General features: G+C 69.2%; 22 protein-coding genes and 3 pseudogenes. 17 read left to right on the top strand and 8 right to left on the bottom strand.

What is annotated here, in order from left to right; all coding sequences use genetic code 11:
- The 3 genes and pseudogenes from A4R44_RS50145 to A4R44_RS09975 all read left to right on the top strand — a co-directional run.
- Positions 1-203, top strand: a pseudogene (locus A4R44_RS50145) (cation acetate symporter); the annotation flags it as partial.
- A gap of 44 nt (positions 204-247) precedes the next feature.
- A complete protein-coding gene (locus A4R44_RS09970) occupies positions 248-604 on the top strand; it encodes a rhodanese-like domain-containing protein (protein WP_037806963.1) in 357 nt (118 codons plus the stop codon).
- 291 nt (positions 605-895) lie between these two features.
- The gene (locus tag A4R44_RS09975; protein WP_067578524.1) at positions 896-1,984 is read left to right on the top strand and encodes a DUF4328 domain-containing protein; all 1,089 of its coding nucleotides are present in this window, start codon (positions 896-898) and stop codon (positions 1,982-1,984) included.
- Here A4R44_RS09975 and A4R44_RS09980 read toward each other — a convergent pair.
- Complete coding sequence (locus A4R44_RS09980) at positions 1,981-2,583, bottom strand: TetR/AcrR family transcriptional regulator (protein WP_067578526.1); 603 nt, start codon at positions 2,581-2,583, stop codon at positions 1,981-1,983. The genes A4R44_RS09975 and A4R44_RS09980 overlap by 4 nt on opposite strands.
- Before the next feature lie 96 nt (positions 2,584-2,679).
- On the opposite strand from A4R44_RS09980, the gene A4R44_RS09985 reads away from it, so the two are divergent.
- Positions 2,680-4,029: a DHA2 family efflux MFS transporter permease subunit gene (locus tag A4R44_RS09985; protein WP_067578528.1), complete on the top strand. Its 1,350-nt coding sequence runs from the start codon at positions 2,680-2,682 to the stop codon at positions 4,027-4,029.
- On the top strand, positions 4,026-4,841 hold the full coding sequence (mca, locus tag A4R44_RS09990) for a mycothiol conjugate amidase Mca (RefSeq protein WP_067578530.1): 816 nt from the start codon (positions 4,026-4,028) through the stop codon (positions 4,839-4,841). Before A4R44_RS09985 ends, mca begins: the two co-directional genes overlap by 4 nt.
- A 601-nt stretch (positions 4,842-5,442) precedes the next feature.
- On the opposite strand, the gene A4R44_RS09995 is transcribed toward mca, so the two are convergent.
- A complete protein-coding gene (locus A4R44_RS09995) occupies positions 5,443-6,597 on the bottom strand; it encodes a cytochrome P450 (protein ID WP_067578532.1) in 1,155 nt (384 codons plus the stop codon).
- Positions 6,598-6,674: 77 nt separating this feature from the next.
- Here A4R44_RS09995 and A4R44_RS10000 point away from each other — a divergent pair, with 77 nt between their 5' ends.
- From A4R44_RS10000 to A4R44_RS10020, 5 genes are all read left to right on the top strand, one after another.
- Positions 6,675-7,550 (top strand): DUF5926 family protein, encoded by an 876-nt coding sequence (locus tag A4R44_RS10000; RefSeq protein ID WP_067578534.1) that lies wholly within the window; start codon positions 6,675-6,677, stop codon positions 7,548-7,550.
- A 55-nt stretch (positions 7,551-7,605) separates the two neighbouring features.
- Positions 7,606-7,959 carry a DUF952 domain-containing protein gene (locus A4R44_RS10005; RefSeq protein WP_067578536.1) on the top strand — a complete coding sequence of 118 codons (354 nt, stop codon included), beginning with the start codon at positions 7,606-7,608 and terminating at the stop codon, positions 7,957-7,959.
- Between the two features lie 124 nt (positions 7,960-8,083).
- Positions 8,084-8,647: a SigE family RNA polymerase sigma factor gene (locus A4R44_RS10010; protein WP_232791557.1), complete on the top strand. Its 564-nt coding sequence runs from the start codon at positions 8,084-8,086 to the stop codon at positions 8,645-8,647.
- The gene (locus tag A4R44_RS10015; RefSeq protein WP_067578539.1) at positions 8,644-9,471 is read left to right on the top strand and encodes a hypothetical protein; all 828 of its coding nucleotides are present in this window, start codon (positions 8,644-8,646) and stop codon (positions 9,469-9,471) included. Before A4R44_RS10010 ends, A4R44_RS10015 begins: the two co-directional genes overlap by 4 nt.
- 95 nt (positions 9,472-9,566) lie before the next feature.
- Positions 9,567-10,151 carry a dihydrofolate reductase family protein gene (locus A4R44_RS10020; protein ID WP_067578541.1) on the top strand — a complete coding sequence of 195 codons (585 nt, stop codon included), beginning with the start codon at positions 9,567-9,569 and terminating at the stop codon, positions 10,149-10,151.
- 69 nt (positions 10,152-10,220) lie between these two features.
- Here the strand turns inward: A4R44_RS10020 and A4R44_RS10025 are convergent, their stop codons facing one another.
- The 3 genes from A4R44_RS10025 to A4R44_RS10035 form a co-directional block, all read right to left on the bottom strand.
- Positions 10,221-10,772 (bottom strand): ferritin, encoded by a 552-nt coding sequence (locus A4R44_RS10025; RefSeq protein ID WP_067578772.1) that lies wholly within the window; start codon positions 10,770-10,772, stop codon positions 10,221-10,223.
- A 313-nt stretch (positions 10,773-11,085) separates the two neighbouring features.
- Entirely contained in the window at positions 11,086-12,282 is a 1,197-nt protein-coding gene (locus A4R44_RS10030) for an arginine deiminase (protein ID WP_198545240.1), read from the bottom strand.
- Between the two features lie 61 nt (positions 12,283-12,343).
- Positions 12,344-13,177: a CPBP family intramembrane glutamic endopeptidase gene (locus A4R44_RS10035; protein ID WP_067578545.1), complete on the bottom strand. Its 834-nt coding sequence runs from the start codon at positions 13,175-13,177 to the stop codon at positions 12,344-12,346.
- A gap of 22 nt (positions 13,178-13,199) precedes the next feature.
- Between A4R44_RS10035 and A4R44_RS10040 the strand changes: the two genes are divergently transcribed.
- A complete protein-coding gene (locus tag A4R44_RS10040; protein WP_067578547.1) occupies positions 13,200-13,667 on the top strand; it encodes a PPOX class F420-dependent oxidoreductase in 468 nt (155 codons plus the stop codon).
- A gap of 16 nt (positions 13,668-13,683) precedes the next feature.
- On the opposite strand, the gene A4R44_RS10045 is transcribed toward A4R44_RS10040, so the two are convergent.
- Positions 13,684-14,484 (bottom strand): DUF2470 domain-containing protein, encoded by an 801-nt coding sequence (locus tag A4R44_RS10045; RefSeq protein WP_067578549.1) that lies wholly within the window; start codon positions 14,482-14,484, stop codon positions 13,684-13,686.
- A 241-nt stretch (positions 14,485-14,725) separates the two neighbouring features.
- Between A4R44_RS10045 and A4R44_RS10050 the strand changes: the two genes are divergently transcribed.
- Together A4R44_RS10050 and A4R44_RS10055 are read left to right on the top strand one after the other, a co-directional pair.
- On the top strand, positions 14,726-15,580 hold the full coding sequence (locus tag A4R44_RS10050; RefSeq protein WP_280142717.1) for a hypothetical protein: 855 nt from the start codon (positions 14,726-14,728) through the stop codon (positions 15,578-15,580).
- On the top strand, positions 15,577-16,212 hold the full coding sequence (locus tag A4R44_RS10055; RefSeq protein ID WP_067578551.1) for a helix-turn-helix domain-containing protein: 636 nt from the start codon (positions 15,577-15,579) through the stop codon (positions 16,210-16,212). Before A4R44_RS10050 ends, A4R44_RS10055 begins: the two co-directional genes overlap by 4 nt.
- Here A4R44_RS10055 and A4R44_RS10060 read toward each other — a convergent pair.
- Both A4R44_RS10060 and A4R44_RS10065 read right to left on the bottom strand, forming a co-directional pair.
- Complete coding sequence (locus A4R44_RS10060; protein ID WP_067578553.1) at positions 16,209-16,877, bottom strand: DUF998 domain-containing protein; 669 nt, start codon at positions 16,875-16,877, stop codon at positions 16,209-16,211. The genes A4R44_RS10055 and A4R44_RS10060 overlap by 4 nt on opposite strands.
- Before the next feature lie 107 nt (positions 16,878-16,984).
- Positions 16,985-17,594 (bottom strand): annotated as a pseudogene (locus A4R44_RS10065) (TMEM165/GDT1 family protein).
- 173 nt (positions 17,595-17,767) lie between these two features.
- Between A4R44_RS10065 and cutA the strand changes: the two are divergent.
- The 4 genes and pseudogenes from cutA to cydB all read left to right on the top strand — a co-directional run bounded on the left by cutA (position 17,768) and on the right by cydB (position 21,489).
- Complete coding sequence (gene cutA / locus A4R44_RS10070; protein WP_037718964.1) at positions 17,768-18,088, top strand: divalent-cation tolerance protein CutA; 321 nt, start codon at positions 17,768-17,770, stop codon at positions 18,086-18,088.
- A 132-nt stretch (positions 18,089-18,220) separates the two neighbouring features.
- A complete protein-coding gene (locus A4R44_RS10075; protein ID WP_067578555.1) occupies positions 18,221-19,723 on the top strand; it encodes a cytochrome ubiquinol oxidase subunit I in 1,503 nt (500 codons plus the stop codon).
- Between the two features lie 118 nt (positions 19,724-19,841).
- Positions 19,842-20,477, top strand: coding sequence for a hypothetical protein (locus A4R44_RS10080; protein WP_157904845.1), 636 nt, complete (start codon positions 19,842-19,844; stop codon positions 20,475-20,477).
- A pseudogene (cydB, locus tag A4R44_RS10085) lies at positions 20,474-21,489 on the top strand (cytochrome d ubiquinol oxidase subunit II). Before A4R44_RS10080 ends, cydB begins: the two are co-directional and overlap by 4 nt.
- The last annotated feature ends 27 nt before the right edge of the window (positions 21,490-21,516 follow it).

Below are 21,516 nucleotides of genomic sequence, written 5' to 3' on the forward strand. Positions count from 1 at the left end.
TGATCTCGGTGCCCTCGGCGTTCCTGGCGACCTATGTGGTGAGCCGGCTGACCAGGTCCGGCCGCCCGGACCTGGTGAACGACATCATGCTGCGCCTGCACGCCCCCGACCCGCTCGGCCTGATGCGCGACCGCGCGGTCGCCCGGTTCGGCCAGGCCGACGAGAAGCTGCGGGCCGGCCGGGGACGCCACCGCAAGGCCTAGCGGTTAGCGTTCCTCACACGCGTACAACGTCATGACATGGGAGCATGGAACCTGTGGTGAGCCCTGCTGAAATTCCGACCGCTGAAGTCCGCGACCTGCCTGCGGACGTCGCACTGCTCGACGTCCGCGAGGACGACGAGTGGGCCGCCGGGCACGCCCCCGCCGCGGTGCACATCCCGCTCGGCGAACTGCCCGCGCGGGTCGGCGAACTCGCCGAATTCCCCGAGGACAACCCGGTCTACGTCATCTGCCGCTCCGGCGGCCGCTCGGCGCGCGCCGCGGCCTGGCTGAACGCGAGCGGCTGGGACGCGGTCAACGTCGCGGGCGGAATGGGAGCCTGGGCTCGCGAAGGCCGCCGCATGGTGAGCGAAAACCCCGACGCTGAACCCGAGGTTCTCTGACGGATGCCTGCCCAGTCTGTTCCCGAGCCGCCGGAATCCTCGGATCCGGCGTCGTTCGTTCCTGGCTTCGGCCGGGGCGAAGGGGACGGTTCCCGGCCGGTCGGCGCTGAGCGGGATTCGAGTGGGCCGGGGCCTGCTGATGCCGGGACCGGGGCGTCCGGTCCGGGCCACCCCGGATCGGCTGGGGTGCCGCCGGTGAATGGGCCTGTTCCAGGCTGGGCTCCGCAGACTGGAGCGCAGCCGTATGCCGGGCCACAGCCTGGCGCGCAGCCCTATCCCGCGCAGCCGGGCATGCCGCCGCCTGGCCACTGGGCACCGCCGCAAGCCGGGCCGGTACATCCTGACCAGCAGTTCGCCAATCCGAACCAGCCGCAGTATCCGGCGCAGGCCTACCCGCACCCGGCGTACGCGCGTCCGTTCACTGCCGCTCCGCAAGGCGCGATCCATCGGCCCGCTCCCCAGCAACCGCAGCCGAGTCCGCCGAAGCGAGCGGCCAAGCTGCGCTGGGTCGCGTCCCCGCCGCCGAGCGCCGTCCGCCGTCGTCGTGCCGTGCCCGCGACGCCCTACTCCGGCCCGCCGTCCTATCCGGTGCCGCCGCGCTGGGGCTTCCCGAATCTGACCTGGCGCCGGCCGACGAACGTGCCCGGCACCGCGTCCGGAGAAATCCGGCCGATCGACCGGATCCCGGTGCTCGCGCGGAGTCTCACCACCATCCTCTGGACGTTCGCCGTCCTCGCCGTGATCGCGGCGGGGGCGGAGAGCTGGCGGTACGCGCTCCTCGTGGAGAGCCGCGATTCCGCGCTGAACAGCAGCGTCGTCGGGTTCTCCGACGCGTTCGTCATGCTCGCCGGCCTGCTCACCACGATCTTTTCGCTGCTGCCCGCCGGACTCTCGATCTGGTGGCTGCTGGTCGCGCGGCAAGCGGCCGCCGACGAAGCCGAGGTAGCGCCGCCGCGGCCGGTCTGGCAGGTGCTCGTGGGCGTGCTGGTGCCGATCGCGAATCTGCCGCTCGCGTTGTCCGTGGTCAGCGAGCTGGAGCACGCCGTGCTTCGCCGTCCCCGGGACGAGCGGCCGAAGCCGTCGCGACTCGTGCTCGGCTGGTGGGGCGCGTGGGTGGCGAACTGGGTCCTGCTGAACGTCACGATCATCTGGCGGATCCGGCCGGGCGTGCAGGCGATGGCGGACAGCGTCCTGCTGGTCGCGCTCACCGACCTCGCCGCGGCCGCGCTCGCGATCGTTACCGCACTGGTGATCCGGCGGTTCTCGCATCTGCTGATGCCGATCGCTCCGGGACGCCTGCGCGACTTCCGCGTGCTCAGGATCGAGGGTGCGCCGGAGCCGGAGCTGCGGACCGCGCGTCCGGTCGGCGCCGCGCGCTAAAGGTCGCCGAGCGCCGGTTCCAGCTGGCCGAACGCGACTGCCGCGGAATCCCGGATCTGCTCCACCAGATCGGCCAGCTTGACGTCCCGCCAGGTCAGCTGCCAGACGTCGTCGAGAAGCAGCCGCAGTACTGACGTGAGGTGCGCCCCGGCCGTCCGCGACAGCATTTCCCGGTCCGGATGCCGGTCGAGCAGCGCGGCGACGAGCTCGAATTCCCGGTCGACGTGCATGTCCCGGAGCGCGGACGTGAGGCGTTCGCTTTGGCGCACCATCCGCACGAAGGACACGTCCGCGAACCCGAGCATCGCGCTCGCCTTGTCCAGCTCCGCGAAGCACCCGTCCCGCACGGCGACCAGCGCCGGAGTCTCCGGATTGGCCCGGACGAGGTTGGCCGGCCAGTCCACGAAGTCATTCCGGATGTCGAAGACCAGGTCTTCCTTCCGGCTGAAGTGATTCGTGACGGTCATCTTGGCGACCCGCGCCGCCTCCGCGACCTCGGCGATCGTCACCTGGTCGAACCCGCGCTGGATGAACAGCCGCGTCGCCACCGCCGAGATCGTCTGCCGCGTCTCCAGCTTCTTCTGCTCCCTGAGGCTCACCCCGGCCAGTGTACTAGGTCCGACCTAAATTTGTGCTTGACCCATTAACTAGGTTCGACCTAATCTAAGGTCCGACCTAACGAAGGGGGTGATGCGATGACCACGCGGCTTCCCGAGGTTCCGGTCTCCGATTCCGGGCTTCGCCGGCTCGGCGGAGTGCTGATCCTGGGCGCGGTGCTGTCGATCCTCGACGCGACGATCGTGTCGGTCGGGATCGGCGTGATGGCGCGTGACCTGGACAGTTCGCTGCCGACCGTGCAGTGGGTGGCCAGCGCGTACCTGCTGGCCGCGTCGCTCACCATTCCGCTGTCCGGCTGGCTTGCCGACCGGTTCGGCGGCGCTCAGGTGTGGATCGCGGCCGTCGGGCTGTTCACGCTGGGGACGGTGTTGTGCGGGTTCGCCTGGTCAGCTCCGGCGTTGATCGCGTTCCGCGTGCTGCACGGCCTCGGCGGCGGTCTCATGCAACCGATCGGCCAGGCGATTTTCGCGCAGGCGGCCGGTCCTCGGCTCGGCCGGATGATCGGTGTCGTCACGCTGCCCGCGACCGTCGCGCCGGTACTCGGCCCGATGCTCGGCGGCGCGCTCGTCCAGGACCTCGGCTGGCGCTGGCTGTTCTTCGGGATCGTGCCGTTCGGCGTCGCCACTTTGCTGCTCGCCGTCCGGGTGCTGCCGCGCGAGGAACCCGCTGGCACGCGCGATCCGCTCGACGTCTGCGGCCTGCTGCTGCTCCCGCCGGGGCTCGGCGCGCTCGGCTACGGCCTAGGCGAAGGTTCCAACACGTTCGCCATCGCCGGTGCCGTGCTGCTGATCGCGTACGCCTGGCACGCTCGTCGCGCGCAAGCGCCGCTGCTTGACCTGAAATTGTTCGCGCACAAGGCTTTCACTGTCGCGAGCGCGAGTACTTTCTTGCTGGGCGCGTCGCTGTACAGTTCGATGCTGTTGCTTCCGCTTTACTACCAGCAGATTCAGCACACGTCCGCTCTCGCCGCCGGACTTCTGCTCGCGCCACAGGCCCTCGGGTCCGCCGTCGTCCTCATCGCAGGCGGAAAACTGCTGGACCGCTTCGGCTCGCGAACAGTCATGCTCACCGGCATCGCGTTGTCGCTCGGAGGCACGATCGCCTTCACCCAACTCGGCGATTCCCCCAGCCCGACCCTGTTGACAGTTTCGCTGCTGATCCGTGGGTTCGGCCTAGGCGCGACCACCACGCCCGGTATGACGATGCTCTACACCTCGTTGGAGCGCAGCCAAATCCCGCGTGCGGCGAGCGCGATCAACGTCGTCAACCGCATCGGCGGCTCACTGGGTACGGCGCTTCTGGTGGCTGTCCTGCACGCGCAACCTCCGGGTGCAGCTGCGTTCGGCACTACGTTCACCTGGGCACTCGGCCTTTCCCTGCTGAGCTTTGTCCCCGCTCTCTTCTTCCCGAAAGGAAGCCGCGCATGACGCTCCGCCTCTTGGCCGTACACGCCCATCCCGACGACGAATCGAGCAAGGGCACCGCGACTCTGGCCCGCTACGCAGCCGAGGGCGTCGACGTCCTGGTGGCCACCTGCACCGGCGGCGAACGCGGCGATGTGCTCAACCCCACTTTGGACCGAGAGGACGTCCGACGGGATCTGCCTGCCATCCGTCGCCGGGAAATGGCCGACGCGGCAAGGATTCTCGGCATCCGGCAGACGTTCCTCGGCCACGTCGACTCGGGTTTGGCGACGCCTTCGCCTGCTGGCAGCTTCGCGGAGATTCCGTTGGCTGAAGCGGCAAAGCCGTTGCTGGAGCTGATGCGGGAATTCCGTCCACAGGTGGTGGTCACCTATGACGAGACCGGCGGTTATCCACACCCCGACCACATCCGCACACATGAGGTCACCACCGCGGCGTTCGACGAATCCGACGACGGCAGCCCGCGCAAGCTCTACTACCTGGCCACCCTCAGCCGATCCTGGTTCGAAGCCATGCACGAGGCGACCATCGCCGCTGGTGAAGAGTCGTTGATGGGTCCGGTTTTGGAGGAATTGCCGCCTGCCGACGTGCTCACCGTCACCGCCCGCATCCGCTGCGAGGAACACTTCGCGACCCGGGATGCGGCGTTGCGCGCGCATGCCACGCAGATGGACCCGGGGCATCCGTTCTTCGCCCACTCGCGCGAGATCGAGCGAAAGGCCTGGCCATGGGAGGACTACCAGCTGGCCCGCACGAACGGTCCCGTCGCGCCAGGTGCTGGAGTGGAGGACGACTTGTTCGCGGGGTTGCGCTGATGCGGCGGCTCGCTGCTGGGCGGTGCGCGGGTTTCGCGGTGAGGTGGGCTAGCGGCGGAGTTGCGGTGCGGGCACGGCGGCCAGTGCTCCTAACGTCGTGAGTGGTGTTGCCGGTGAGAACCGGCAACACCACTCACGAGTCCCCGGGCGGGTTGCGGGCGATGCGCGGGGTTGCGGCTCGTTCCTGGGCGGCGGTCGCAGATGTGCGACGGGCTGCCGTTCGTCCCCCAGCGGCTAGCTCCCCGGTGGTTCCTCGGGCTATTCGCGGAATTCCAGTGAAACCGCAGCGCACTCCCACGCGACACGGCGGGCGATCCTGCGAACCAGCCAGGCACCCCGCTTGGTTCCGGGCGTCGGCCCTTCCGGCCGGCCAGCGCCGCCCTGTTCTCGGCCGTGTGTGATTGTGGGGCGCTTGCCACCTGGTTTGGTTCCGGGTATCGGCCCTTCCGGCCGGCCAGCGCCGCCCTGTTCTCGGCCGTGTGTGATTGTGGGGCGCTTGCCACCCGGCTTGGCTCCGGGCATCGGCGCTTCCCCCCGACCAACGCCGCCCCTGCCCGCGACCGCGCGATTATGCAGCACTCACCACCCGACCCCGCAGGACTCAGGCAGTCACCGGCAGAGTCCGCAATCCCCGGATCACGAACTCCGGCCTCCGCTCCGGCTGCGCGGCCAGCCGCAACGCCGGGAGCCGGTTCGTCAACGCCGTCAAAGCGGCCGCGATCTCCACTCGGGCCAGCGGTGCCCCGACGCAGTAATGGATCCCCATCCCGAACCCGAGGTGCGCGTTCGGCGAGCGGCCCACGTCCAGGGTGTCCGGGGCGTCGAACACCTTCGGGTCGCGTGCCGCGGCACCCAGCAGCGCACCGATCTTCGAGCCCTTCGCTACCCGGTGACCAGCGATTTCCACCTCCTCAGTCGCCGTGCGTTCGAACAACTGCAACGGGGAGTCGAAGCGGATCAGTTCTTCCACAGCCGAGTCCAGCAACGTTGGGTCGGACCTAAGCCGCTCCCATTCCGTGCGGTGGGTGAGCAGCGCGGTCACCCCGTTGCCGAGCACGTTCACCGTCGCCTCGTGGCCGGCCATCAACAACAGCACCGCGGTGGCGACGACCTCGTCGGGAGTCAGTTCGCTCGCGGTCAGGTCCCGGACGATCCCGCGCGGCGAGCCCGCGACGACCTCGCGCAGGTACGCCACGAAATCGGCCGCGGCCTGTTCGGCGGCGTCGCGGCCGTCCTCGGACAGGCCGTATTCGTACATCTTCACGATCGCGTTGCTCCACGTCACCAGCTGCGCGCCGTCCGACGTCGGGACGCCGAGCAGTTCGGCGATGACCGCGACCGGCAGCGGTTGCGCGAGGTGTTCGAGCAGGTCCGCGCTGCCGTCGGCGGCGATCTTCGCGGCCAGCGTGTCCACCATGGACTCCGCGAGTTCCGCGACCATCGGACGCAGCCGCTGCACGTGGCCCCGGCCGAATTCGCCCGCGATGACGCGGCGCAGGCGGGTGTGCGCGGGCGGCTCGTTCTCCAGCAACGAGTTGCGGTGCAGCAGGTTGAACGACGCGAACCGTTCGAGCGGCTGCGCGTCGGTCCAGATGCGGCCGAGTCCGCGGTGCCGGAGCACGGCGGCGGACGCGGCGTGCGAAACCGTGATCGCGATGCCTAGGTCGTCGTGCTGGTGCACCTCGCCTTCGGCGCGCAGCGCGGCGAACGCGGGATACGGGTCGGCGAGGAAGGCGGGATCGCGAGGGTCGAACACGAGCCGACTCTAACCCGCGAGCCCGGACGGCCAGTCCCTTCGATAGCGTCTGACCTTGATTTCGCTAGGAGGCTGAAATGGGTAAGGGCGCGCGTAAGAAGGGTCCCAAGCCGGACCGCAAGCCGAAGGTGCGCGACGTCTTCGTCGGGCAGCCGTTCGAGGGGCTGGCGGCGGAGCCGGAGCTGATCGCGCTGCGCGAGTTCGTCCCGTCCGCCACGGCGAAACTGACGCTCGCCGACGGCGGCGACGTCACGCTCGGCACGGTGCTGCCCATGGCCGCCGCGGCGTTCGTCCGCTCGGACGGCGAGCGCTTCCTCGGCCTTCAGGTGCAGACGCGGTCTTCCGACATCAGCCGCGACCTCGGCCGCGCGCTGCGCTGGCTGCTCGACGCCGAACCGGGCGACGTGCTGTCGGTGCCGGACACGACGTCGCCCACCGACCCGGACGAGCACAACCGGCTCCAGGATCTGCTCGTGCCGAGCGCGGAGCTGGAGGTCGCCCTCCACACCGACTTCGCGTGGTGGCTGCCCGAGGACGCGGACGCGACCGGCGACGTCGCGGTCTCCCTCGAGCGCGCGAACGCCGCGATCATGCCCACCGACCGGCTCGGCTCCGGCGCGTACTGGGTGCTCGCCGGCGAGAAGGCGCACCTGCGCTGGGTCCGCCCGGAACCGGAGAACCTGCTGCTGCAAGCGCTTGCGCGACTGTCCGCAGCTGGCACGCTCGGGCTCGGCGAGGGCACCCGGTACGCCGGGTCGTTCCGTGCGCACGGCCTGCTCGTCCCGGTGTGGGACCTCGACCCCGAGGCGCACGCGCGGGAGTGGGCCGAGCCCAAGGACCAGCTCGGCTCCCGGCTGGACGACGCGCTCAAGTCGCTCGACTCCGAGCCGCTCAACGCCACCGAGCGGCGTGCCCGCGACGGGCTGATCGGACGTCAGCTCACCATCCGCTGAGTTGTCCACCTGTGGACAAGTCGACCTGAGTTGTCCACAGGTGGATGATCACCGGGTGATCCTCCACATCTGCACCCGCGACGAGTGGGCCGCGGTGCCCGCCGACGGCGAATACCGCGCGTCCTCGCTCGACGACGCCGGATTCATCCACTGCTCGGACCCGGGCACGGTCGCCCTGCCCGCCAACGCGCTCTACCGCGGCCAACCCGGCCTGGTTCTGCTCGAAATCGACCCCAAGCTGGTCGACGCGCCCGTTCGCTGGGAGGACGGCGACCCGCCGGACCCGCGCGGAATCCAGTTCCCGCACATCTACGGCCCGCTCCCGCGAAACGCCGTGGTCGCGGTACACGATTTCCCCACTGACGCGGATGGCGCCTTGAAGCTGCCCGAGTCGCTTTCCGTGCGCTGACCTCAGTTGTCCACAGCTACGGAAAGTAGCGATGGAGACGGGACAACCCTCGGGGGCGCTCATGCGTGGTGGGGATGACGAGGAACCGTCGCTGGACGCGGTCATCCGGGGAGGGGGCGATACGGTGACGGCAGCCGCATTGCCCCTGACGAGCGGGGATCCGTCCTGGGCCGGCCAGCAGGCAGAAGCCGTCACCACCAGCACGGACTTCGGCGACTTCGTACGCGAGGCCCTGCCCGGGCTGCTCCGTTACGGCCACGTGCTCACCGGAAACCCGCACGACGCCGCGGACCTCGTCCAGACCGTGCTCGAAAAGATCGGCGCACGCTGGTCGTATGTGCGGCAGAAGACCGGCGACCCGCTGGCGTACGTGCGGCGTTCGATGGCGAACGCGCACGTCAGCCGCTGGCGCCGGACGCGCCGGGAGAATTTGGTCGCGGACCTGCCCGACACCAGCCCGAGTCCGGCGAAGGATCCGTTCGAGCACGAGCCGCTGTGGCAGGCGCTGCGCGACCTCCCGCCGCGGCAGCGCACGGTGATGGTGCTGCGGTACTACGAAGGACTTTCCGAAGCGGAGATCGCCAAGGCGCTGGACATCAGCCAGGGGACGGTGAAAAGCCAAGCGAGCAAGGCGATCGCGTCCCTGCGGGCGAAACTGAGGAACCAGGAAGGAGGCGACGCCGGGTGAGTCAGCCCGACGATCTGGAACAGCGGCTCCGCGCCCTCCTCGCCGACGATCGGCTAGCCGTCGAACCAGCCGAGGATGCCACGTCGGCCATCGTGGCGGGCGCGCGCAGGCGGCGGCGTCGGCAACGGATCCTGACGTCCGGGGCCGGGGCGGCGTGCGTCCTCGCGGTGGCGTCGGCCGGACTGGTGGCGATCCAGCTGCGCGCCCAGCCCGCCGCGACCGATGTCGCCGCCCGGCAGGTCGCTTCGGCTCGGCCCACGCCGCCTTCTGCGGTGCCCGAGCCCCCGTCGAGCGCCGAATCGACGCAGGCGCAGGCACCGTCCGTGCCGATGGAGACCAGCGTGGCCGACCCGCCGGTGCCGCCCGCGCATCCGCACCACACGAAGCCTGCGCCGCCGCGGACGTCACCGGCGAAAGCCGCGTCCGGAGCGTTGGTGACCGCGGACGGCCTGGGCGCGGTGAAGCTCGGCATGACCGAGCAGCAGCTCACGGACCAGGGCATGAAGCTCACGACGGTGAAAGAGTCGGCGGGCTGCACTTACTACGACGTCAGCGGTGCCGGGGTGCCCGCCGCGACGGCTGTCGTGTCGGCGGAGAACGGCGTGGTCGCGGTGAAACCCGACGGTGCCGCGCACACCCCGGAAGGCGTGGGCGACGGGTCGCCGAAGGCCCAGGTCACCGCGACCTATCCGGGCACGTCGGAGTCGGGGAGCGCGCTCGTGTCGCCGACCGGTGACCAGGGCGCGTATCACTTCACGCTGAACTCGGACGGCGCGGTCCAGGACATCGAGGTCCGGGCGAAGACACAGGACTGCGCCGGCTGAAAAATTTCGCGAGCCGATGTCGATCTGGCGCCGCGCCGCTCGTGTAGCGGGTGACGGGCCGGCCGGCGGCCCGCGGAAGCGGAAGGACCTCCCCGATGCGTTCGATCAGCGTCACCCTGAGCGTCACCCTCGACGGCGTCACCCAAGGCCCCGGCCGCAAGGACGAGGACCCCCTCGGTGGGTTCGACCTAGGCGGATGGGCGATCGGATACTCCGACGAAGTCATGACGCGCGAGATGGGCAAGGGCCTGAGCCGGCCGGGGGACATGCTGTTCGGCCGGCGCACCTGGGAGGACTTCGCCGCTGTCTGGGGGCCTCAGACGGACGGGAATCCCTACACCGCGCACCTGAACGCGGCCACGAAGTACGTCGTCTCCACCACGCTGGACAACGCGGACGCCTGGCAGAATTCGGTGTTGCTGCGCGGCTCCGCGGTGGAGACCGTGGCTGAGCTGAAAGCCTTGCCGGGCAAGGATCTTGCGATTATCGGCAGCGTTTCGCTCGTGCGTGCGCTGCACGCCGCCGGGCTGGTCGACAGCTATACCTTGCTGATCCACCCGCTGACGCTCGGCCGCGGCGCGCGGCTGTTCGAGGGACCGGCTCCGCTGACCGAGTTTTTGCTCGTCAGCAGCGTCGCGACCACCACCGGCGTGCTCATCGCGCAGTACGAGCGGCGCTGAAGTTATCCACAGGGGGAAGCCCGGTTGTCCACAGTGGGGACAACCGGGCTTCCGGGCCTGCTTCGAGCGTTACAGCGCGCCACCCGCGACCGGGGGCATGCCGGAGTCCGCGCCGGCGTCGCCGACGGACTCGCGGTGCAGGAACTTCTCGATCTCGTAAACGCTGTCGCCTGCCCGGCGCGCGACCGTGACGAGCGTCGACATCTGGGAGATCTCCTCGACCTGCTCCTTGAGGAACCACTGCGTGAACTGCTCGCTGATGTAGTCCTCCTCGGCCCGCGCGGCCTTCGCCATCGCGGAGATGTCGGCAGCGACCTCCTTCTCCTGCTCCAGCGCGAGCTCAAGCAGCTCAAGCGGGGCGGAGAACTCGTTGCGGACTTCGCCGGTGCCGGGGACCTCGACGTGGTGGTCCCGGTCGAGCATGTATTGGAGAAGCGCCATCGCGTGATTGCGCTCCTCGACGGACTGCTTGTAGAAGTGCTTCGCGAGCTGCGGCAGGTCCTCGTTGTCGAACCAGACCGCGAGCGCGATGTACTGCTGGGAGGCGTTGAACTCGTTGTGGATCTGCGCCTGCAGCAGTTCGTAGAACTTGGAGCGCGGTTCTTTCTTCGTAGCGGCCATGTTCATCACGGTACGTCAATATCGGATTGTTTTCCACTTTTAGCTGGTGATCTCCACCCCATTAGGGTTACCATTCCTTAAGAAGGAAACACTTATTTCGGTTAGCCTTCCCTTAATGTGTTTACCCTTATTAAGGGAAGGCTAACTTCACCTCGGTGGGGTTTCTCGGCAGCGCGGTGTGCGGCGGGTTCCTGCGGAAGTCCGTGTGGACAACCCCGAGGGAATCAGACTTGTCAGGGTTCCCCGCACGACTGCGGCATCGCGCGGCGAGGGGGTGAGAACCCCGGCCCGCTCTTGAGAAAAGCTCAGCGGGTCAGTGCCGCCTGGCCGGCGGATCGCGGCGCACGGGGCACGACATGCAGCGCGGGCCGCCGCGGCCGGACCCCAGTTCGGACCCGGTGATCGCCAGCACCTCGATGCCCGCCGCGGCGAGCCGCTCGTTGGTCTCCGCGTTCCGTTCGTACCCCACGACCACGCCCGGGGCCAGTGCCAGCGTGTTGTTGCCGTCGTCCCATTGCTCGCGCTCCGCGGTGACCGGGTCGAGACCGGTGTCGATCACCCGCAGCCGGTCGATCTCCATCGCTTCCGCGGCCGCTTCGAGGAAAGGCGTCGGACCGGCCACTTTCACGCCGCCGTCGCCGGTCGGCTTGAGGGTGAACGCGGTCAGGGAATCGCGGGCGAGCGGATACATCACGACTGCATCGACATCGACCATCGTGCATACGGTGTCGAGATGCATGGTCGCGCGTGATTGTTCGATCGGCACCGCGACGACGGTATGCGCGAGCCCGTCGGCGAATACGGAACGCGCGAGCGATTCGGCACCGGCCGGAGTCGTCCGTTCGCCGACGCCGATCGCGACGACGCCGGGAGCCAGCAGCATCACGTCGCCGCCTTCGATCGGCGCGGAATGCGCGCCGTAAGCGCGGGCGGCGTGGCGGAATCGCGGATGGTAGGCGTAAACGAGGTCGAGCAGCGCCGTTTCCCGCCGCCGTGCGGGCATGGTCAGCGACGAGATCGCGACGCGGTCGCCGATCCACGCCGACGAATCGCGGGTGAAGAGCAGATTGGGCAACGGATCGACGGCGAAGTCGCGCGGATGGTGCATCATCCGCACCAGAGACGCGCCCTCGGCGGACGGCAGCTCCTCGAACGTCATGCCCGCCATCAGCACCTCGGCGAGCGTGGGCGCGTCGACGCTCGTCAGGTGCGACCTCAGCGAATCCGCGAGGTCGCTGCCGAGCCGCCGGTCGTCGACGGCGGCGTGGACCCCGGCGGCGTGCGCGCGCTGATCTTCCAGCGCGGCGCGGAGAACGTCGGCCAGCAGCAGCACTTCGACGCCGCGGCCGCGCAGAACGTCGGCGAACGCGTCGTGTTCCTGCTGCGCCCGGCTCACCCACGGGACGGAGTCGAAAAGAAGCTTGTCGTTGTTGCGGGGCGTGAGCCGTTTCAGCTCGTTTCCCGGCCGGTGCAGCAGTACTGCCCGAAGCGGCCCGACTTCGCTGTCCACCCTGGGAGGTGCGGTCATCTCGCTCGTCTCGCTCACGAAGTGCGAGCCTAATGAGCGGGCATCACGGGAGCCAGGAAAGACGGCCTTTCAGCAACGAATAGCCGACGAAGGACACCACATCGAACAAAGTATGCGCGGCGATGAGCGGCCACAGCCGGTTGGTCCGCTGCCACACGCGGCCGAACACCAGCCCCATCACGAAGTTGCCGACGAACCCGCCGAACCCTTGGTACAGGTGATAGGAACCGCGAAGCACCGCGGCGCCGAACAGCGATGCGTTCTCGCGCACGCCGAGTTGCCGCAGCCGCGTGAGCAGATAGCCGATCACGAGCACTTCCTCGGCGAAAGCGTTGCCGAACGCGGAAAGCGTCAGTGCGATCGGCCGCCACCAGGTGTCGCCCAGAGCGGACGGTTGCACCGCGAGGCTGAACCCGAGGTGATACGAGAGGAAATACAGCGCGAGCCCGGGAACGCCGATCAGCGCGGCGAGTCCGATGGTGACGAGCGCGTCGGAACGGATGCGCCGGCTGAGTCCGATTTCGCGCAGTTTCATCCCGGCCCGCCACAGCAGGTACAGTCCGAGCCCGCCCCAGCCGATCAGCTGCGCGGCGCTCAGCAACTGCTGGAGCAGGTCCAGCAGGCTCGCGGCGGCCTGCGGAACGTTGAGCTGCACCTGCTGCTGCGCCAACGGAGTCGGGCGCAGCAGAGAGTCCACAAGGGACAACAGGCTGCGCGCGCCGGACAACCCGAGCGTGATGCCGAAAACGAGGACCAGTTCGATCTTGACCGCTCGCCGCCGCACGGGATCGGTGAGCTGAGCCGGGAACGCCGGAAGTGCCGGGTTGAGCCAGGATCGCAGGCCCGAGGGCCTCCCGGAACGCTCTGTGGTGCGCATGAACGCACGCTACCGTCGGGGTATGCCGAGGACTATCGCCACCAACACGAAGGTCGAGCGCGCCGAACTGGTCGCGTTCCTGAAGCCACGTCACCGCGCGATCCTGGTGACCACCCGCGCCGACGGGCGGCCGCAGCTGTCCCCGAACAGCTGCGGTGTCGACGACGAGGGCCGCATCGTCATCGCGACCTACCCGAAGCGCGCGAAGGCGGTCAACCTCCGGCGCGACCCGAAGGTGTCGGTGTGCGTGCTGTCGGACGAGTGGAACGGCCCGTGGGTGCAGGTCGACGGGACCGCGGAGGTGATCGACCTGCCGGACTCGGTCGAGCCGCTGGTCGACTACTTCCGCAGCATCTCCGGCGAGCACCCGGACTGGGACGAGTACCGCGCGGCGATGCGCAAGCAGGGCAAGAGCCTGATCCGGATCACGATCGACCGGTGGGGCCCGATCGCGACCGGCGGCTTTCCTCCGGAGCTGGCCGAGGACTGAGGTCCTTCGCGGCCGGTCAGTCCTCGCCATGCTGGTGGCGCAGGAACGGGCAGCCGAGCAAACGGCGCAGTTCCGCGGCCAGCTGCGGCGGGCTGTCGACGGTGCGGGAGAAGGCGAGGCGGACGTCGTGGTCGCCCGCCGTTGATTCGACGCGCAGTCGCAGGCCGTACCGGTCGAGGCCGAGCGGGCGGATCCGGCCGCCGCGCAGGTCCGCGGGCAGGTGCCGGGCCAGCTGTTCCACCACGTCCGGATGGTCGCTTTCCAGGTGCCGCAGCCATTCGGCCTCGTAGTCGTGGAACGGGTCCGGCGGGGCCGCGCTGAACATGTGCGGCCGGAGCGAATGCGTGCCCTCCGCGTCGGCCAGCACCAGCGACGCCGGGGTCAGCCGGAGCAGCGTGAGGCCGTGGCCGACGTCGAGGAGCCGGTGGTCCGGCCGATGTTCGGCGATCGACACCGCGCGGGCGCGGGCCGACACCTCGGTCAGCGGCCGGAGCCATCCGGTGATCCACAGCAGGCCGCGGACCGGTTCCCGCAGCGCCACTGGGGCGTGGTCGGCGAGCTCGACCATAACGGCGAGCTCGCCGCGTTGAGCCTGCCGGGACGCGCGCACCATCGGGTGCTCGTCCGGCAGAAGAATGCTGACGCTTCCGCTGTGGTGCACGTGATGCAGGACTGGCTCGACGCGTTCGGCTTCGCAGCCGGCGCTCTCGACGGTCGGCATGATCGTCGCCGGGCCGCCGCGCGTCGCGATCGTCTTGGCGCGTTCGGCGGGGTTCGGCGCGGGCGGGCGGCGCACGGATACGGGTGCCTCGGTCACGGCTCACCTCCTACTTAGGTGAGCCTAACCTGAATTGGCACGCTAAGGGAAGAGCGCGCGGGAAGATCACCCATGGGGCGGGAAACTGCTGGTCAACGGATCGGCCGAAGGGCGGGACCGGGTGGATTCGGTCCATGGGGCCGGGTGATCTCCTCCGGGGAGGGCCGCGAAAGGCGTCCGCAGAGCGAACGATTTTGTCCCCTTGCCGTACGCTACTAGCGTGTCAGTCGTGTCAAGCGCTGTGGAACTCACGCCCCCCGGCCCCCGTGGAATTCCTCCCCTGTTCGCGCGGCTCGTCGACGACTCGGCGCTCTTCCCGCCCGCGGACGTCGCGATGCCGGAGGCGCTGCGCGCGCACTTCGAATCGCGCGGCGGGGAACACGCCGGGGTGCTCGGGGTTTTCCTGTGCCAGGCCTCGCGGCTGCCGGAGCTGATCACCGAGCTGATCAAGATCAAGCCCAAGGAGCCGCTGCCGCTGTCGCTGATCATCGACACCGGGCTCGGCGGCGTTCCGAAGGCGATCTCGATCGTCGAATCGCGCAGCGAGCTGCTGTCGCTGCGGATGGTGGAGATGCCTGCCCCGTCCGACGTCGACGAGGTGTGGCTGGAACGCGTCTCGGAGTTCGTGCCCGAGGACGTCATCCGGGTCGTCGAACCGCGCCGCGGCGTCGGCTGGCTGGACGGCGTCCGCAACGTGATCGAGCACGGCAGCTGGCCGAAGATCCGCTGCGGCGGCAAGGCGGGGGAGAACTTCCCCAGCGTGGACGAGGTGGCCGACTTCCTGTCCGTGGTCAGCGGCTCGCCGGGGGCGTCGTTCAAGGCGACGAACAGCCTGCACCGCGCGGTCCGGCACGTCGACCCGGAGACCGGCTTCACGCATCACGGCTTCCTGAACCTGCTCGTCGCGTCGGCGCGCTGCCTCTCCGGCGGAGACGTCCGTGCGGCGCTGGAATCGACCGACGGCAAGGCGCTCGCGGACGAAGCACGCGCGTTGCCGGAGCCTGCCGCGAAAGCGGTCCGGGAGCTTTTCGGTTCGTACGCGGCGGCGTCGTTCGCCGAGCCGGTGGCCGACCTGGGTGAACTCGAGTTGCTGTGAGCACGGAGGGGTCACTGACCCTCGACCGCGGTCTGGCGCTGCTGCAAGCGGTGGCCGATTCGGGCGAGCAGGCGGCGACCATCTCCGAACTCGCGGTGACCATCGGTGCCAGCCGCGCGGCGGTCTACCGGCTGCTGGTGCCGTTGGCCGAACGCGGCCTGGTCTGGCGAGACGGCACGAAGGTGCGGCTCGGCGTCGGAGTGCTGCGGCTGGCCGGTCAGGTGCTGCCACAGCTGCGCGAGGCCGCGCGGCCGGTGCTGCGCGAACTGGCCGAGAAGGTCGGCGCTACGGCGCATCTGACGGTGGCGCAGGGCGATCACGCGCAGGCGGTCGCGGTGGCGGAGCCGTCGTGGACGAGCTACCACGTGGCGTACCGGGTCGGCAGCAGGCACGCGCTCGCCGCGGGTGCCGCTGGGCGGGCGATGGCGTTGCGGCCGGGCGGCACTGACCGGTGGGTCGTCTCGACCGGTGAGATCGAGGCTGGTGCTTCAGGCGTCGCTGCGCCGGTGCGCGGGGTTCCTGGGCTCAAGGCGAGCGTCGGGGTGATCTCGTTGGAGCCGTTGGTTTCGGACGAAGCCGGGCCGTTGACAGTGGCGGCGGCTTTAAAACTTGCCGAGGTGCTGCGGACCTAGCGGCGGGACGCGGCGACCAGCGGCCGGACCATGGTCAGCAGCAGCGCCAGGTCGACCGTGAACAGCAGCCGCTCGAACAGCCCGAGCGTCACTTCCTGCTGCGCGGGCCCGGTGACCAAGGTGAACACGAAGCCGCCCAGAACTACCGCCACGCTGGCAAAGCTCGCGACGGCCAGCCAGCGGATGGTCGTGCGGCGCGGCTCCCACGGGCACGATCGGCCGCCGCGGCGGGTCAGCAGCCAAGCGGCTGTGGGGAGCGCGAGGAAAGCGGTGAGGGCGGCGGCGTTGTGCAGCTGGCCGTCGAAGGACCGGGCTTCGCCATGGGGGTCGACCGGGACCGTCGCGCAGATCGTGAGGCCGGCGCACCACCCGCCGAGCAGGATGACGACCGCGGGCGAGCGGCGGGCTTTGACGAGCCCGGCCAGCAACGCCAGCGAGCCCAGCGCGAGCGCGAGGCACATGACGGTGAACAGCCGCGCGGCCGAGTGGTCGCCGAGTCTGCCGTAGACGTACTCCGACAGCGTCTGCCAGATCGGGCTGATTTGCGCGGAGAGCCGCAGATGCAGGTCCGTGGCGATGAGCACGGCCGCCCCGATGCCGACCAGCGCGAGCCTGCCGTGCACCGGCGACACCGGAGACACGGCGGCGCGGGAGGTGGTCGGCACGGGCGCTCCTCGGCGGTCATGGCGGAGGCCATGGCGTCACCGGGGGTTCACCTGGTCCTCGTTCGGGGGTTCCGAAGAGGTTACCCGGCGTTCCTGTGAAGCGGCGGTTACCAGAGCAGCTGGGCCAGCGCGAACGCGGCGAACCCGGCGAACACGAACCCGGCGACCCGCTGGATCAGCTTCGGCCGGATCCGGTCGCGGATCTTCGCGCCGATGAACACCGCCAGCCCGGCGACCGACACCAGCGCGACGAACGCGCCGACCCCGACCGCGAACGGGTTGCCGAGGCGCGCGACGAGACCAGCGGTCGCCAGCTGCGAGGCGTCGCCCCACTCCGCGGCGAAGAGCACGCCGAACGATGTGAGCGCGGAGCGCAGGAACGAAACCGGCGTGGGACCGGACCGCGACGCGTCCTCGCCCGCCTCGCTGCCTTCGCTGAAGCCCTNTGAAGCCCTCGCGCAGCAGCAGGAACGCGCCGACGCCGAACATCGCGGCGACGAGCACCGAAACAAGGGTTTCCGGCAAGAGGGTGAGCAGGCTTCCGAAAGCGACCGCAATCACGCATTGCACGGCGAACGCCACGCATACTCCGGCGAATACCGGCCAGGCGCGGAAACGGGTGGTGAGCACGAGGGTCGCGACGAGCGTCTTGTCCGGCAGTTCAACGGCCAGTACCAGGCCGAACGCGCTGAACAGAGCGATCAATGCGGGAGACATGGGTTCGTGCTCACCCCTTTCGCTGCAACGATAAAGGGGAGATTCAGAAAATCGCAAGCTGATGGGTTTCGCGAATTGCCTGATAAGGGCGACAGAATGCTTGTCGCCGGTGTGCCGGATAATTTTTTTCGGTGCGCCGAATTCTGTTTTCCGGCTGCGGTACGGTTCGGGTCATGTCTGCTGACCATGTCGTCGTGACCACCACCGTCGACTCCGAGGCCGCCGCGCGCACCATCGCCGCGAGCGCCATCGAGGCCCGGCTCGCCGCGTGCGCCCAGATCGTCGGGCCGATCACCAGCGTTTTCCGGTGGGAGGACGAGGTGCAGACGGCGGCCGAATGGCGGGTCGAGTGCAAGACGGCCGCGGACCGGTCCGGCGCGCTGGAGGAGTTCCTGAACGTGCGGCATCCCTACGACCTGCCCGAGGTCATCGTCACGCCGATCGTCGGCGGCAGCCCGCGGTACCTGTCGTGGCTCGTGGAGGAGACCCGCTAGCCGCCACCTGATCGGGGGTAGCTCCGGCGTCGTGCGGCACCGGGTTTCAGCAGGTCGGCGGGACGTTGGTCCCGGCTGGTTCAGGACGTGTTGAACTAGCCGGAGCCGGGGCGCGCGCGGAGGATCGAACCCGTGGATGTCCTTGAGCTCGCGCGGTGGCAGTTCGGCATCACCACCGTCTACCACTTCCTGATGGTCCCGCTGACCATCGGACTTTCGGTGCTGGTCGCGGCCATGCAGACGGCATGGGTGCGCACCGGCAAGCTGCGGCACCTCAAGATGACGAAGTTCTGGGGCAAGCTGCTGCTCGTCAACTTCGCCATGGGCGTGGTGACCGGGATCGTGCAGGAGTTCCAGTTCGGGATGAGCTGGAGCGCCTACTCCCGGTTCGTCGGCGACGTGTTCGGCGCGCCGCTCGCGATGGAAGGCCTCCTCGCGTTCTTCGTCGAGTCGGTCTTCCTCGGCCTGTGGATCTTCGGCTGGGACCGGCTGCCCAAGAAGATCCACCTGGCGTGTGCGTGGGCGTTTTCGCTGGCCACGATGGCCTCGGCGTATTTCATTCTCGCCGCGAACTCGTGGATGCAGCACCCGGTGGGCGTCGAGTTCGTGAACGGCAAGCCGACGATGAACTCGATCGGCGCGGTGCTCACGAACAACACGGCGCTCGCCGCGATCCCGCACACGCTCGCCGGCGCGTTCTCGGTGGCGGCGGCGTTCCTGGTCGGCGTGGCCGGATGGCACCTGTGGCGGCGGCGGTCGTCGTCGGACGAACACCGCGAGGTCTGGCGCTCGTCGCTGCGCCTCGGCGGCTGGGTCGGCGTGGTGGCGTTCGCGGTACTGGCGATCACCGGCGACCTGCAGGGCAAGCTGATGTTCGAGCAGCAGCCGATGAAGATGGCGTCGGCGGAAGCGTTGTGCCACACGGAAAAGCCGGCGAGCTTCTCGATCATCGCGGTCGGCGACGTGGCCAACGCGAACTGCGAGGACGTCAAGACGTTCAACGTGCCCGCGCTGCTGTCCTTCCTGGCGCACAACGACTTCTCCACTGAGGTTAAGGGCGTGGAGAACCTGGTTTCGGAATACCAGGCGAAATACGGCACGAACTACCCGGACGATCCGGCGCTCGGTTCGCTTGCCGGCAAACCGATCGACTACGTGCCCAGCCTGCCGGTGACGTACTGGGGCTTCCGGATCATGATCGGCTTCGGCGCGATTTCCGCGGGCATCGGCCTGCTGGCCCTGTGGCTCACCCGGCGCGGCCGGATTCCCGGCGGACGCTGGTTCCCGCTGATGGTGCTCGGCGGCATCGCGACCCCGTTCATCGGCAACAGCGCGGGCTGGATCTTCACCGAGATGGGCCGGCAGCCGTTCGTGGTGGCCCCCAACCCGACCGGCGTCGAGGGCATGTGGATGTTCACAGCGCAGGCGGTGTCGAAGCTGACGGTCGGCGAGGTGCTGACGTCGCTGATCTCGTTGACAGTGCTGTACGCGGTGCTGGGCGTGGTGGAGCTGTATCTGATGCGCAAGTACATCCGAGGCGGGGTGGACGCGGTGCTGCCGCCCGCTGCCTCTTCAGCCAAGGATTCGGACGGTTCGGATGATTCCGATGACCAGGCGCTTTCGTTCGCCTACTGACCCGGTGGAGCGGGCCGGGGTGCCGCCAGAGGACCCGGAGGGCCGGGTCTGGGCGCGGCCCGCTCCACTGGCCTGGACCGCCGGTGCTCCCGCTGCGATGGCCATGACGGAGGTGGAGATGAACGCGACGCTGAGCAGGCCCGGCGCGGCCCCGGCGGAGTCGGACGGAGCCGTCGTGCTGGATCGTTCCGCCGGCGCGGTGCGGGACCTCGCGTCTCTGGTTGTGCTGGGCGGGCGGGCCGTCGTGCTGGATCGTTCCGCGGTGGCGCACGCTCTGACGTCCTTGGTTGTGCTGGGCGGGCGGGCCGTCGCCCCGGATCGCTCCGCCGCGACGAACAGCCTCACGTCCTTGGTTGTGCTGGGCGGGCGGGCCGTCGTGCCGGATCGTTCCGTGGTGGCGCACGCTCTGACGTCCTTGGTTGTGCTGGGCGGGCGGGCCACCGCCCCGGATCGCTCCGCCGCGACGAACAACCTCACGTCCTCGGCTGCGAGCGACCTCACCCCAGCTCACCCGAACCCGCCGCACCAGCCGACGCGAAGCTTTGCCCCAACCCCCTCCCGCGCGTACGCAGCCCCCACCCTCACCGGGGGGACGCCCCGTACCCAGCGTAATCGTGTGGTGGCTCTCGCGGGTTACCCACAGCAAATCTGTGGACAACTCGACGGGTTGTGGATAACTCAGGGCCATCGTGGGGACAACCCGGTGGCCGACCGGATGACGCAGGCAGGCGCCGGACGAGGTGAGTGGGCATGACACTCGAAACGCTGTGGTTCGCGATCGTCGCGTTGTTCTGGCTGGGGTACCTCTTCCTCGAAGGATTCGACTTCGGCGTCGGGATGCTGCTGCCGGTGCTCGGGAAGACGAACACCGAGCGGCGCGTCCTCGTCAACACGATCGGGCCGGTCTGGGACGGCAACGAGGTCTGGCTGATCGTCGCGGCCGGTGCGACCTTCGCGGCGTTCCCCGGCTGGTACGCGTCGCTTTTCTCCGGCGCGTACCTCCCGTTGCTGCTCGTCCTCATCGCGCTCATCGGACGCGGCGTCGCGTTCGAGTACCGCGGCAAAGTCGACTCCGAACGCTGGCGGCGCGTCTGGGACCGCGTGATCATCATCGGTTCCTGGATCCCGCCGCTGGGCGTCGGGCTGCTGCTCGCGACCACCGTGCTCGGCCTGCCGCTCGACGCACAAGGCGACCGCGTCGGATCGCCGTTNCGCCGTTCGAATCGGTCCGGTGGGACACGTTGCTGGGCGCGGTGGCGATCGTCGGGTTCTCGCTCGTGCACGGCGCGGCGTTCCTTGCCCTGAAAACGACCGGTGACCTGCGGGAACGTGCGCGCACCATCGCGCTGCGCTTCCTCCCGGTCGGGCTGCTGCCGTTGGTCGCGTTCCTGGTGGTCGTCCAGGTCCGCGAAGGCAAACTGTGGACGCTCATCTCGCTGGCGATCGTCGTCCTCGCCGCGGCGGTGGCGTGGCTGCGGCTCTACGTCGACCGCGACGGGCAGGCGTTCGCCGCGCTCGCGGTAGTCATCACGGCCGCGGCGGTGACCTTCTTCGGCGCGCTCTACCCGAACGTCCTGCCCTCCACCCTCGACCCGGCGCACTCGCTGACCATCATGAACAGCGCGGTCAGCCACTACACGCTGACGGTGATGACCTGGGTCGGCGCGTTCGGGGCGCCAGCTGTGCTGATCTATCAAGGCTGGACCTACTGGGTGTTCCGCAAGCGGATCGGCGTCCAGCACATCCCGGCGGTGCACGCATCATGACCGAGCTTCCCGGCCGCGCACCCCTTT

This window comes from Amycolatopsis sp. M39, from assembly GCF_001651785.1.
GTDB lineage: Bacteria > Actinomycetota > Actinomycetes > Mycobacteriales > Pseudonocardiaceae > Amycolatopsis > Amycolatopsis rubida.

Bases quoted from the DNA above. Each gene is read 5' to 3' on its own strand.
- A4R44_RS09985 (WP_067578528.1), top strand. From the start codon at position 2,680: ATGACCACGCGGCTTCCCGAGGTTCCGGTCTCCGATTCCGGGCTTCGC.
- A4R44_RS10000 (WP_067578534.1), top strand. From the start codon at position 6,675: ATGGGTAAGGGCGCGCGTAAGAAGGGTCCCAAGCCGGACCGCAAGCCG.
- cutA (WP_037718964.1), top strand. From the start codon at position 17,768: ATGTCTGCTGACCATGTCGTCGTGACCACCACCGTCGACTCCGAGGCC.
- mca (WP_067578530.1), top strand. From the start codon at position 4,026: ATGACGCTCCGCCTCTTGGCCGTACACGCCCATCCCGACGACGAATCG.
- A4R44_RS10020 (WP_067578541.1), top strand. From the start codon at position 9,567: ATGCGTTCGATCAGCGTCACCCTGAGCGTCACCCTCGACGGCGTCACC.
- A4R44_RS09970 (WP_037806963.1), top strand. From the start codon at position 248: ATGGAACCTGTGGTGAGCCCTGCTGAAATTCCGACCGCTGAAGTCCGC.
- A4R44_RS10035 (WP_067578545.1), bottom strand. From the start codon at position 13,177: ATGCGCACCACAGAGCGTTCCGGGAGGCCCTCGGGCCTGCGATCCTGG.
- A4R44_RS10040 (WP_067578547.1), top strand. From the start codon at position 13,200: ATGCCGAGGACTATCGCCACCAACACGAAGGTCGAGCGCGCCGAACTG.
- A4R44_RS10080 (WP_157904845.1), top strand. From the start codon at position 19,842: ATGAACGCGACGCTGAGCAGGCCCGGCGCGGCCCCGGCGGAGTCGGAC.
- A4R44_RS10025 (WP_067578772.1), bottom strand. From the start codon at position 10,772: ATGGCCGCTACGAAGAAAGAACCGCGCTCCAAGTTCTACGAACTGCTG.
- A4R44_RS09975 (WP_067578524.1), top strand. From the start codon at position 896: ATGCCGCCGCCTGGCCACTGGGCACCGCCGCAAGCCGGGCCGGTACAT.